This window comes from Paraburkholderia caffeinilytica, from assembly GCF_003368325.1.
Classification (GTDB): Bacteria; Pseudomonadota; Gammaproteobacteria; order Burkholderiales; family Burkholderiaceae; genus Paraburkholderia; species Paraburkholderia caffeinilytica.
In genome coordinates this window covers 162,243-174,591 of the sequence record NZ_CP031468.1, presented here as the reverse complement: position 1 = coordinate 174,591, position 12,349 = coordinate 162,243, and the positions used below count along the sequence as shown (strand labels likewise).

The window sequence follows — 12,349 nt, the reverse complement described above, 5'->3', positions numbered from 1 at the left end:
TCAATCCGGCTCAAATCCCTTACCAGACATAAACGCGTCAAAGCTTTCGATCGTCTCGTCGTCTGGAGGTTCGGCCGTGAAGTCGAGATCGCGGATACTGTCAGCAATGTCGCGGCGGTTGATATAGCCCATACTGTACTTACCATTCTCCAGTTCAAAGTCCAGTGAGCCGCACCAGCTATTGATGCGCCCGTAACCGGGCATAAGCGCCGCCTGCTTTGGATTGCCGCTGACTTCGTGTTTTGCAAGCGACACGCGAACCCACTCCAGACGTGCGAACGGAATGTAGATATGTCGGCGTTGCCTGTCCAGTTCGGCCACGATCGCTTCGTCGTTCAGCACCCGCTCGATCTGCTCAATTCTGATTCTTAGCCCAAAGTGCAAGTCCGCCTTGTGCCGCTCTTTCAGCGACGCCAGTTTCTGTTCAAGCCCGTGGTTCGCATGCCACTTGATGATTTCACTGGCACGCTGCCTCCAGTTTCGCAGCAGTTCATACGCAGCGAAGATCCACATCTGCGACTGCGCGAGCAGGAAATGCGTGTCAGCGGGTGTGGAGTCTGTCTCGAACAGTTCTCGCAATACCTTGTATTCCAACGGCATAAGAAACTGGTCGACGAGGTTCAGGTTTTGCGCCTGAGAACTCAGGTACATATCGTCGGAGAAAAAAACAAGGTTCGATAACGATTGATAGAGCGCCGTGCTGCCGATCGCGTCCGGATCGTCGTATCGTGAACCTTCGTCGTGTTCCTCGAGATTCTCATCCACCTTCGCCCCCGATCAACATGATTATTCCTTGCACGCCGTCTAGGCGCGTTCGCCTGGCGCAAACCGGCCCCGGTTCACCGAAACGATGCCTGCGCGCGTCGCGCCGCATTTCCCATCGCGTCTAGATCTGTTCCTGTTGACTTTGCATGACCATGTGCATACATCCGGGATCAGCGGAGTCCAAGGCGGTGGTGTTCATTCAGCAGGTACGAAATGTAGCTACGCGTGAGGTCGCATATGAGGCGCGCTTCGACGTCGCTCAGTTCGTATGCATCGTTGAGCACCGTACCGTGCCGCACGCCACCGCCGCCAGGCGCCGAGAGGTAGCCGTGCAGCGTTTCCATCCACGAAGCAACCTGCCCCAGCATGCGTCCACGGTTGAACTTCTTCAGGTCGCCAATGATCCGGTTGAAGTATTTGCCCTGCACCGTGCCGTCGCCGTGGCTGCTTCCTTCGAAGGCTGTCGAAATGGTTTCCAGAAGCCAGAGTATTTCCTGAACCGCCTGACGGGAGCGCCCGCTGTTGAGCAGCTCTTCGGACTGCGCGAGCGAGCGCTGGATCAATTCGTTGGCCTGGGTGTCGAGCGATGGGACGTTCTGCGGCACGGACACAGCCGAGACGATGGTGCCGACGATCAGTCGCGGCGGGTCGATCGCATACCCGCTCGGTGCCAGCACGCTGTTGACATAGACCCACGGCGGCTGGCCAATCTCCGGGTGCAGCCGCGCGAGGTCGCTCATCGCATCGTGCAGCGCTTCGACGAAGAGAGCCGCGTTGTCGGCCGCATACCCCATATAGGACCGCAGGTCACTCTCGGCCCAGCTCTCGTTCGAACTGCGCGTCGCGGTCCGGCCCGACGCTTGTGCAAAGCGTCGCTTGAACAGTTCGTAGACCGTCTGCGGATTGGCCTGGGAGGCCAGACGGGCGATGATCACCGAAAACACGTCGTCCAATAGGTCGGACGGGAATTCACCCGGCGACGTGTAGCGCAGTGCGCTGTCGAACTGGAGCATCCTTCCTCCCCTCCTGTGCATGATCCCTGCGGCACGCGTACTGTGTGCCTGCGGACCGCTGCCGCATGCGGCGAGCGGCCGTCCCGATGCTAGCAGATCGGATACCGGTTCAGCGCGAGGAAGCCATCTACCGGACCCTTCGCCCGCAGGGACAGCGTGGCGCGAACGACGGCGCGAAGCGGTCGTACTTACGCCACTGGCTTGTCGCCCATCAGTGCCCGCAGTTCCGCCGCGAGATCGCCGATCGCTTTCGTGACGGGGCCCCGAACAGTCTGTTCGATTTCCATCCACTTCAGGGGACGCTCAGGGTCGTGCTGGTTCAGCGCGACCGTCCACTGGAACAGGTTGGCGTTGCTGACGAGCATCTGGCGGATCTCGACGATCTTGGCTTCAGTCCGCTGGGACAGGAAGATCTGCTTCTCGCTGAGCACCTTGTCGAAGGCTTCCGATGCGTCGGCGACTTCCTTAAGCAATGCTTGTTCGTCGACGCCGACCGGCCGGAACGCGGCGGTCAGTCGTCCGAGCGCGATGTGGAATTTGAGCAGCGGGGCGTGTATGGCGGCGATCGCTTCGAACCGGCGCGTGGTGAGCGCATTGAGCAGCGTGTTGCGTTCGGCCGCCGTCGCGGCCAGTTGCGAGCGCAGCCTTTCCAGCTCGACGTCGCCTGCCGCCTTCAGACTGGCCTTGTGGACTTCGAGCCGCATATCGGCGTCCCCCTTCAGTTGGGCCTTCAGGGTTTCGAGCTTCCCGGCGTATTCCGACTGGATCGCCCCCTTCAGCCGCTCACTGATCCAGGAGCGCAGAAGAAAGGCCAGTGCGCTGACCAGGGCGCTGCTGCCGAGGACCGAGGTCGCGACGGTCAACCAGTTCATCTCATCCATATTTGTATTCCCGTTGTGTGGTCGTTCTCACCCGCGCGGAAGCCCGCGCGCGCCTTTTCGCATGCGAAAGGCGACGTGGGCCCTGCCCTGTTGCTTTTCAAGGTCTGCGTGTCCCGGCGGCGCAAGAAAAACCCGCCGTTTCCCCGCTGCAGCAAAATCGCTACATCTGATAACTGGAGTTATCACGAGTGATGATTTTCCTTGGCAGATTTGCCCCACTCCGCCATACTTCGCCGGAAGGCCCGCCCGGCAACACTTCCAGCCATTCGGCGGACAGGCAACTCAACCGGGAAGACGCCACTCGCACGATGACGACCAACGAGACCTACAGTTACACGGAGCTGACGACGCACACCGAGCAGACAATCCAAGCGCTCATGGACCGGGCGGGGAAGCTGCAGTTGCCCAAGGCGCAGCGTCAGCAACAGACCAGCATGGCCCACGGAGCTTTGGCCCTGTGGCACCGTCTCGTCGGCGGACTGTCCGACCCGTCCTCCCCGAATCACACCGACCAGGTGAAGGCTGATCACGAGCGGCTGAAGGCGCTGATTCGCCGCCCGTCGGCGGTGACACCTGAGGCGTCAAGCGAAGTCCACCCCAACGGTCACCTCGGCCGGACACCGCCGACGCGGCGCACGTACGGACTGCACTGGCACCGCGTGCAACGTTCCGTTCGCAACGTACTGGCGCCGTCTTTCGGTACGCGCCTCGCCGATGATGCGATCGACTGGCACGACATGTGGGAGGACGTCGCGACTTCGACCTTCATCCATCTTCATCAGTTGAAGGACTGGTTCCCCGAACCGGTGAACGAGCAGGCCAATGCGTACATCGACGAACACGAGCCACTGCAGATCTGTGCCGACTTAGCGAATACGGCCAAGCACGCGTGGCTCGACCCGGCAAGGGGCGGCACCCGCGCGAACGTGGTCGCCCGACCGGGGGGGCCAGCGATCACTATCCCGCTCGGCCGCTCAGCGCCTGGGCACGTATCGCGGGCAAAAGTCGAGATCCGGATCGCGCTCGAACGTGGTGGAGCGGCGTCGCACCTGCCGGCGGTCGAACTGGTCGGCCAGTGCTTTGAACTCTGGCGGCAGTTCATCGTGGAGCATGTCGCCGCTGGGGAGCTGGACAACGTGGAGCACGGAAGCGTCTGGATCAACGAAGGGGGCCGCCTGCGACCGAGGACTCCCGATGACCGGTAGCCGGCCGGCACACGCTGGCGCGGCCCGTCGCCTGACCCGGCAGCACTTCGCGCTCTATCGCGGCTGGCTGGAAGGCGCAGCGGTCGGGGGACTCCACGCCGCGTACGGCGAGCCCGGCACCGACGTGCGTGTCACGCGCCGACTGATCGCAACGCTGCGCGACACGCTGGCCGTCGCGGCGCGGCGCGCATGCGACCTCGAGGCGGCGCACCTGCTGCGGCTGAAACCGGGCAGCATTCCGTTGGCTGAACTGCACGCTCGGGATGACGTCCCTACGCTCGAAGCCTACCGCGCGCAGGTGGACCCCGACGGCTTCTATTCCGAGGCCGAGCTCCTGCAACTGTACCGGGGTGATTTTCCGCCGCCGCCCTCGGCCGCCCTTGACCGGAAAATCGCCCGCAATGCGCGGCTGCGCGCCCGCCAGGCCGCGGCGCTCGAGCGCATGGAACGCGCGCTGGTTCAGGACCCTGCGCCAGAGCACCCGCTCGACGGCTGGTTCGAGCCGGAGGTCGCGGCGCGCCTCGCCGCCGCGGGGCTAACCACCCTCGCCGACCTGCTCGCGCTGATCCAGCGCCGCCGGCAGCGCTGGTACACCGCCGTGCCCAGGCTCGGTCCGAAAGGCGCGCAGCGCATCACCGACTGGCTGGATCTGCACGCGCGCTCGTTAGACTGCATCCTCTCGCCGCTGGCGACCACGCCACGCCGGCAGCTCGCCGTGGGCCATCCGGTGCTCACCCGGCCGGTCGTCAGCGCCGACGTGGCGCCCCTGGAGTCGCTGCGCGTGCCGCCCGAACTGGATGGGTCGCACGGCCTGAACCGGGCGCCCGTGCCCGCCCACCAGGCGGAACTCGCCACCGACCTGGACGCCGTCAACGCGTGGATCGCGATCCGCGGCGAACGCAGCGCGCACACCGCCCGCGCCTACCGGCGCGAAGCCGAGCGGCTGCTGCTGTGGGCGATCATCGTGCGGCGCAAACCGCTGTCTTCGCTCAATACGCTGGACTGCCGCGACTACATCAATGGCTTCCTGGCCGACCCGCAACCCGCTGACCGCTGGATCGGCAACGGCAAGGCCGAGCGGTTCGACACGGCCTGGCGGCCGTTCGCCAAGAAACTGCCGCCCGCGAGCCGGGAGACCGCCCGAAAGATCCTGTCGGCCCTGTGCAGCTGGCTGGTGGAGGAGCACTACCTGCTGGTCAACCCGTTTCACGGGCTGCAGAAGGTGGACAGTGCGAAGCCGCTGGTCGACGTGACCGGGCGCACGCTCACGCACGCCCAGTGGCGTTTTGTGCTCCAGACCGTCAGCCGGCCACTGAACCTGCCCGGCGGCTCGCTCGCCGACCAAAGGGACTGTTTTGCGCTGCTGCTGGCGTATGCGACCGGGCTGCGCCGCACCGAACTGGCCACCGCCACCACCGGCGCGCTGTCGCGCAAGGCACTAGATGCGGCCCTCGAGGACGCCTGGACCCTGCGGGTCATGGGCAAGGGCAGGCGCGAGCGGCAGGTGCCGATGCCACACCGGCTGATGGAGACGCTCGCGGCGTCGCTGCCGCTGCGGCCGACGCCCTGCACGCTCGAGACCGCGCCCGCTGACACGCCGCTGATCGCCCACCTGAAAACCGGCAAGCCCCTGACGCCCGACGCGCTGGCCCGGCTGTACAAAGCCATCTTCAGGCGGGCCGCGGACGCGCTCGCGCCCAGCTACCCCGGTGCCGCGGCGGACCTGAAACGGGCCAGCACGCACTGGCTGCGCCACACGCATGCGAATCACGCGCTCGACGCCGGCAGCGACCTGCGGGACGTGCAGACGGGCCTGGGCCACGCCAGTCTCGGCACGACGACCCTTTACACCAAGGGCGACGCGGCCCGGCAGTACCGCGCGGTGGAGCGGTTTTTTGAGGCAGCGCTGGAGGATGCTGCCGCCGCATCGCCAGTCTGATCCGGCCGAAACCGGCTGATCAAGCCTTACCATCTGTGCCGTCCGCATAGTCAATGCCGCTAACAGGAGTTAGCGGCATTGAAGCGAAAAAAGCGGCCCGTCGGCGGCCGATCGCGCGGACCGCTTCGCGATGGGGGCAGAGCCGCGACGGACGGCCAGACATCAACACACCCCCGCGATTCTAAACAGCAGGGATCTAGCCTGACTGTTTTGTTTGCTCACTGACAGCAGTTTGAGTGTGTCAGTAATACTGACACGGCAGTTGTTCACCGGAGGTGCGTGCAGGTCGACACTCGGGCGAGTCCCGCAGAAGTGAAACCGCGGGTTGTTCGGTTTGGGGGCTGTGTCAGTATTACTGACACCAACCCGACGTTCTACAGGCACAAAAAAGCCCGCTCGAGGCGGGCTCTTCGATGGCGGCTGCGTCGGACGGTCAGCGCGGCTCACCCTTGTACAGATCACTTATTAGTTGCCGGATTCGAGTCTCTTGCGCCTCGGTCAACGACGCGGTTTTGATTTTGACCGTGAAATTGTTGACGTCCTTGGTTATGCTTCCAGCTTGGTCCTTGCCAGCGAAAAACTTCTCAATGAGACGCTCCCGAGCCGCTGTCCCGGTCGCGCGACGTGTGACCATGGCGGCGATTGCTGGAGCGAATTTGCCTTGGGCCAACTCGCCTTTCACCACGTCGGGCCACAATTCTCGCGCTGCCAATTCAGCGTCCGCCCCGTGCTTCTTCAGAGCAGAAACTACCTCCTCAGCTGCGTTGCAACCGAGAAGACCAGGCTGCAAATCGAGGTCATTCTTGATGAAGTCAGGCAAATTTTGAAACGCGAGAAACTGGTACAGGCCTGTGCGCGACAGGCCCAGTGATTCCGCCAAACGCTTGCGACTCGGAAACTCAGTCTCAGACCGCCGGATGGAGATGGCAACCTCATAGTCAGACAGGTCGTCCCGTCCCAAATTCTCGACAAGCGCCAAGACAATCATGTCTTGGTCGGAGCATTCGATCACTACTGTCTTGATATTCTCAAGCCCAAGCATCTTATGTGACCGCCAACGGCGTTCCCCGGCGACAATCTGGTACGCCGACTCGACGCGCCGAACAACGATGGGTTGCATGAGCCCCACTTCGCGAATCGATTCCGCGAGCTCAGACAGTTTGGTTTCATTGAAAACTCGCCGCGGCTGCCAGGGATTTGGGACGATGGCGGAAACAGGCAATTGCGACGACGTGCCCGTCGACTCGAGTTCCTGCACCCTCAATTGCGCAGCCGCCAATGCCCCGGCCATACCCGGCGCGGTCTCTGTGCGACTCGCGCGCCGGCCAACGTCGGGGGTTCTTTCCGCCGTCGAGCGAAGACCGGCGGTCTTAGCCAGCATCTGGTCACGAATATTGCCGTTGCTCATTGTGCCGGCCTCCATTGTTGGACGAACATGTCATCGACCCATCGGCAGTAGTCGACGAGCGGCTGTCTTACCCGCGCCAAGGACTTGGCCTGGCTGTGCGAGCTGCTGATGTCAAATACGGTAGTGAACGCAAGCGCGCCCGAACTCATCACGGAGCTAGCTGGAACCTCGAACTGGGACAGCCAGTGCCGGTAAGCGCCCTGCGCCCAAGTGCGGACGACAGGAGCCGCGGAAGTGGTGCTGTAATTCACACGCGTCAGCAGGACGGACACGAAGTCATACTTTTTGTTGGATTCGTATTTGATAAAGGACTTTGCGACGTCGGAGAAAAGCCGCCAGAACGAAAGTGAGCTGAAAAAGTCGAGATTTTCCGGGACCATGGGCATCACCATCGCGTCCGCGGCTAACAGGGCGTTCAGATTCAGGTACGAAAGAGACGGCGACGTGTCCAGAATGATGTAATCGTAATGCGTGCGCAAAGGCGCGAGCCCGTCGCGCAGCACCTGCCAGAATTTGAAGCCAGGAATCTTCATCTGCATTGCTGGGAGGTGATACTCCGCACCGACTAGCTCAGTATGAGCAGGGATGATGTCTAGCCCGTCCCAATAAGTCTTCTGCACCTTCGCCAGTAGGCCGCCCTCTACCTTCTGGTCATAGATATAAGGGAGTACCGTGTCGTCAGCAAAGACTTCCTTCTCGGCATACAAGCCACACAGCTCCGAAAGGGAAGCTTGGGGGTCGAGATCAACTACGACAACCTTTCTCCCGCGCAAGCTCAGCCCTTGGGCGAGACACATAGCTGACGTCGTTTTGGCCGAACCGCCCTTGAGCTGTGAGGTAACGATCACTTTGCCCTCAAAGTCACTCGGACCGACTACCAGCGGCGTCTGGTAAATGTCCGATACCTTCTGTACCCAGTTTCGAGCTTCAACCAATGTAAATAGACGACTACGGCTTCGGCCAGTGCCTGTCGACTGCCCCTCCGGCAACACACCGTCCCCCTTCGTTGCAAGATATTGCACTTGCTGACGCGTCAACCCACATAGCTCGGCGACTTCTCCCGTAGTGAACACCGGCGCTTCCTTGCGCGGGCGCGGCGCTATAATCTGGTCTCGCAATTCAGTTGCATAATCGGTGACGACGTCCGCGAAATCGGAGATTTCCTCAAGCGTTACGGTTCGGTCTATCGGCATCGGTTGACTGACATTGGCCATTTCTGAGTTTTCCCTGAAAATTGAAGCTAAACGGAGAATACAGGAAAAACGCAGAAACATGCTTGTTTCATCGTCTGAATTCTGAAGAGTCGCCCGTAAGCCACTGTTTTCTATATATTCACTCACCCAGTCCCAGCGCGGACAGAAGATGAGTCTCCGCCATTGCAGGTACAAAATCTCTCACCTTTGACGAGCTACACGAGCCGAGGTGAGCGTATTCCCGTCAAGGTACTAAGAAACGAAGTAATCGGGCTGCTGCCGCAGTTAGGAAAAATCAGACATGTCGAGGCAGAAAAGCGGGCCTGCGGCACGCAGAATGGCGTCTCCACACCGTGTCCATCTCACATTCGCCTTTCACTAACCACGAACCAGAGCTAAAGGTGAGAGATTGTGTACCTAGTTTGCCTAGTTGCCCATGCACCAGCATATTGAGCACAAAGTTTCTCATCCTACGGATGCACGGATGCTCGCCACGGAAGCGCATTTCCATTGGCCATCGGCGGCCTAACGAATAGGTGGGAGATTTCGTACCGTGCGCTCCTTGTGCAATCTCAAAGCCAAACCACGCGTACAAAATCTCTCACCTTTCGAAGAGCAACTTCAGCTATATCCGAGCAGCCGATGTGCTGACTGTTCCGACCTCACTGGCGCTTGACGACGGCTGCTTTTGTGCCGCGAATTCGGCGAGGCCAATTAGCAATCACCGGTCGTATCTTGCCAAAGCGCCTGTCCGCGACCATCCGCGTCATGCTCTTTCAATAGGGCAATGAACTGGTCACCCGTTTGTAGGTTGTTTTATAAAAAAAACGAACCTACAAACTAACAGGGAAGATTGGGATCCTTTAAAATCAACAGGTTAACACCTGTGGGGTGAGAGTTGATGTGTCAAAGGTGAGAGATAATGTACCTCGCAGGTGAGAAATCAGAAGGGTAAAAAGTGAGACTCCGTGGACCCGAAGGTGAGAGAAGGTGCCATAGCCGGTCCCGAGGTGAGAGATTTGGCGGCAGGTCTGTGGATAAGCGGGCGGAATCCCGGCCGCGCAGAGGTTTGGGCGCACGTGTCTGAATTGACGGTGAGACTTGTTGTACCGAAGGTGAGAGATGTTGTACCCGCGGTCGTCGACGGCGCGAAAGGTGAGACGCATCCATTGACATCTCACCTTTATATGCTTAGAGTCTGCTGAAATTTTGGCTTAAGAATAGCTGCATTTTCAGGGAACAGGCATGGCCAGCAGCGTCGAACGGCGAGTGACCCCGCTTCAATATGCGCTTGACCTTTTCGTCGAAATGGCGCCGACACGCGGGTCTATCAATGAGGCCGTCTCTGACAAGGATATCGGCTATCAAAAGAACCGGGTCTTTGCCCGCATTATTGGCCTCGGTCTATCCGCTAGGCGTTTCGTTGACGCCGCCTACTTTATCGTCGCGCAGGAACCTGAAGTCCAGGAAGCCTACGATGTCACCCTCAGCTTTTTCAAATGGCTGATGCGCTATGACAGTAAAAACAAGAAGCATTTTTCCAGCGTCATTCGTAGCGTCAAATCTTCCATGCTCGAAGTGACAAGCGCGCCAGTCTTGTCGGTCGATTCGGCTGGACGGATGGTGGAAGAGTCCGTTGAAAGCGGTGAGGAAAAGGGCAGGGCAGTCGATGATGAGGCGGATGACCACGACTTGGTGGTCGAAAATGAGGATGGCGACTGGCTTGAGCTGATAGGCCGCGTCAGTGTCAGAAATGGTCGGATTCGATTCAGGGTGCCGGTTGAGCTGCAACGCCTCATCAAGGACCCCCAGAATTCTTACTGGACTAGCCTGTTAATCACCTCGAGATTTACGCTTATCTATGCGCGCGCAATCTACGACCATGTCCTGCCATTTGTTCCGAACGCGGTAACGGAGTGGCTGCCGCTGGACCTCGTTAGAAACCTGCCCGGAAAGTCATGGGCAAACAACGCTGAATTCAAATACTTCAAGCGTGATTACCTAGAGCCAGCCGTGAGCCAAATCAACGAGCTGTCTGACATCGAGCTGTCGTATGAAACCCGGGCAGGGACTCCGGGTTCGCGAAAGAAAGACCAGATTCGCTTCAGGCTCAAGCGCAAGGAGGCAGCTGTGGCCTCCAAGGCGGATATGCTCAATTCGGTAGCGCTTTTCATGACGCTGCAGAACGAATTCGCGCTGTCCGAAAAGCAGTTTGAGACAATCGCGCAGAACCGGGCAGTGTGGACCGATGAGCGCATTCAACAGGCCATCGAATACACCCGGTGGAGAATCCGACAGGGCGACAAGATTAAAACGGCTGCGGGGTACATGATGAAAGCCCTTTCGGACAACTACCGAGTGTCCGAAGCCGATAAGCAGGTTGAGTTAATTCAGGCGCAACTGGTTGACGCGGCGACGGTTCAACAGGACTCCAATTCCAACATTCAAAAAGCGGTAGCTGCCAACTTGGCGGCAGCTAACGCCGCAGCCGAACACCGTCGACACGAAGAGATTCGCCTCGCGCGCGAATACTTTGACACGGCAGACAAGAAGAAACGGGAGGACCTTGTCCGCAAGTTTGTCGCATCGAGCACTATGGGGCTCCGGGCGATTGAACGCCAGATGCTTAAACCTGCCCAGGTAACAGAGGCGAACATCCTGACCTTTCCGGATATCGCCAATACGTTTGGTTCCTTTGTTGCCGGCGAACTTAGAAAGGCCGCGCGAGTGCAACGCAAGTAGAGGCAAAGGTGCACTTCCTCCGTCTCGGGTACAACATCGCGTTCAAATTACAAACACGTTCATGGCACACCCCCCAAGGGGTTTTGGCGCAATCTCTCGCTGAAAGTAGCCGGCAGTCCCGCCCGGACCGGCGACGCCCCAGCAGCAGCTACCGTCTCTGCCATTTTGGTATAAAATAGATGCCAAATGGCAGGAGGTGAAACCGTGAACGTCATCGAGAAGGTATCAGCCGATTCATTACTGGGAGGCCGGTCGGTATTTCCGCGTTCTCCCCGATCCGGCCTTGAATGGGTGGAGGTCGTCCGCCACGGCATTTCGTCGCGGGCGCTGGACGCGATGCTCAAATCCATCGGACTTTCGCAAGCAGAACTGGCGCAGGCGCTCGATATCCCGGAGCGGACCTTGGCGCGTCGCAAGCGGGAAGGGGTGTTGAGCCGTGAGGAGTCAGCCAAGCTGCTGCGACTCGCGCGTGTCGCAGCGCGCGCTGCCGAGGTGTTTGACGATCTCGACCTGGCACTCGCCTGGCTTAAGATGCCGGTTGCTGCCCTGGAAGACGCCACGCCACTGAGTCTTGTCGATACCGACATTGGCACCGATAGCGTGATGGATACGCTGGGACGCATCGAGCATGGCGTGTTTGCGTGATGTTCACGGCATGGCGGGTGGTGACTGAACGATATGCGGATACCGCTTTTTCTGGGGAAGGAGCGCGATTGTACGGTGGCCGGTGGAATCCCAAAGGCGTCGCGATGGTGTATACGGCGCAGACGCAATCGCTCGCGCTGCTCGAGATGTTGGTCCAGGATTCACCGCTGCGCGCCCGCTATGTGATGATCCCGGCCACTATCCCGGAGAAAATCGTCGAACGTATCGATCCCGCCAGTTTGCCTCGCGACTGGCGGGACATTTCAGCGCGGGCCGAACTGCAGCAACTTGGATCGGCGTGGGAGCGGAAGCGAACCAGCGCCGTGCTGGCTGTTCCCAGTGCGGTCGTTCCTGCAGAATCCAATTATTTGCTCAATCCCAATCATCCGGACTTCGCGCTCGTCCTGGTTGGAGCGCGTGATGAGTGGTTGACCGACCCTCGGTTATTGCGGCGCGCTGCTGCGAAGGGATCGTGACGAGCATTTCGTGTGGCAGTGGCAAGCGGACGATGGCGTGTGATCAACCAACCCGCCGGCCATGCTTCGCGGGGTGCCGCCA

General features: G+C 60.1%; 10 protein-coding genes. 5 read left to right on the top strand and 5 right to left on the bottom strand.

Features of this window, described 5'->3' with window-relative positions; genetic code table 11:
- The 3 genes from DSC91_RS37265 to DSC91_RS37255 all read right to left on the bottom strand — a co-directional run bounded on the left by DSC91_RS37265 (nt 1) and on the right by DSC91_RS37255 (nt 2,659).
- The gene (locus tag DSC91_RS37265) at nt 1–765 is read right to left on the bottom strand and encodes a hypothetical protein (RefSeq protein WP_115783792.1); all 765 of its coding nucleotides are present in this window, start codon (nt 763–765) and stop codon (nt 1–3) included.
- Between the two features lie 170 nt (nt 766–935).
- Nucleotides 936–1,778 carry a hypothetical protein gene (locus DSC91_RS37260; protein ID WP_115783791.1) on the bottom strand — a complete coding sequence of 281 codons (843 nt, stop codon included), beginning with the start codon at nt 1,776–1,778 and terminating at the stop codon, nt 936–938.
- A 188-nt stretch (nt 1,779–1,966) separates the two neighbouring features.
- Nucleotides 1,967–2,659 (bottom strand): hypothetical protein, encoded by a 693-nt coding sequence (locus DSC91_RS37255; protein ID WP_115783790.1) that lies wholly within the window; start codon nt 2,657–2,659, stop codon nt 1,967–1,969.
- Nucleotides 2,660–2,847: 188 nt separating this feature from the next.
- On the opposite strand from DSC91_RS37255, the gene DSC91_RS37250 reads away from it, so the two are divergent.
- Nucleotides 2,848–3,864 (top strand): hypothetical protein, encoded by a 1,017-nt coding sequence (locus DSC91_RS37250; protein ID WP_162831548.1) that lies wholly within the window; start codon nt 2,848–2,850, stop codon nt 3,862–3,864.
- Complete coding sequence (locus DSC91_RS37245) at nt 3,854–5,803, top strand: phage integrase family protein (protein ID WP_115783788.1); 1,950 nt, start codon at nt 3,854–3,856, stop codon at nt 5,801–5,803. Before DSC91_RS37250 ends, DSC91_RS37245 begins: the two co-directional genes overlap by 11 nt.
- A gap of 433 nt (nt 5,804–6,236) precedes the next feature.
- On the opposite strand, the gene DSC91_RS37240 is transcribed toward DSC91_RS37245, so the two are convergent.
- Nucleotides 6,237–7,211, bottom strand: a complete 975-nt coding sequence (locus tag DSC91_RS37240) for a ParB/RepB/Spo0J family partition protein (protein WP_115783787.1) — start codon at nt 7,209–7,211, stop codon at nt 6,237–6,239.
- Nucleotides 7,208–8,425: an AAA family ATPase gene (locus DSC91_RS37235; RefSeq protein ID WP_115783786.1), complete on the bottom strand. Its 1,218-nt coding sequence runs from the start codon at nt 8,423–8,425 to the stop codon at nt 7,208–7,210. The genes DSC91_RS37240 and DSC91_RS37235 overlap by 4 nt, the downstream gene beginning before the upstream one ends.
- Nucleotides 8,426–9,649: 1,224 nt before the next feature.
- Here DSC91_RS37235 and DSC91_RS37230 point away from each other — a divergent pair.
- From DSC91_RS37230 to DSC91_RS37220, 3 genes are all read left to right on the top strand, one after another.
- Nucleotides 9,650–11,146 (top strand): replication initiation protein, encoded by a 1,497-nt coding sequence (locus tag DSC91_RS37230; RefSeq protein WP_115783785.1) that lies wholly within the window; start codon nt 9,650–9,652, stop codon nt 11,144–11,146.
- 186 nt (nt 11,147–11,332) lie between these two features.
- Complete coding sequence (gene parS, locus DSC91_RS37225) at nt 11,333–11,791, top strand: type II RES/Xre toxin-antitoxin system antitoxin (RefSeq protein WP_051495252.1); 459 nt, start codon at nt 11,333–11,335, stop codon at nt 11,789–11,791.
- Nucleotides 11,791–12,267 (top strand): RES family NAD+ phosphorylase, encoded by a 477-nt coding sequence (locus DSC91_RS37220; RefSeq protein WP_115783784.1) that lies wholly within the window; start codon nt 11,791–11,793, stop codon nt 12,265–12,267. Before parS ends, DSC91_RS37220 begins: the two co-directional genes overlap by 1 nt.
- Nucleotides 12,268–12,349: the final 82 nt, after the last annotated feature.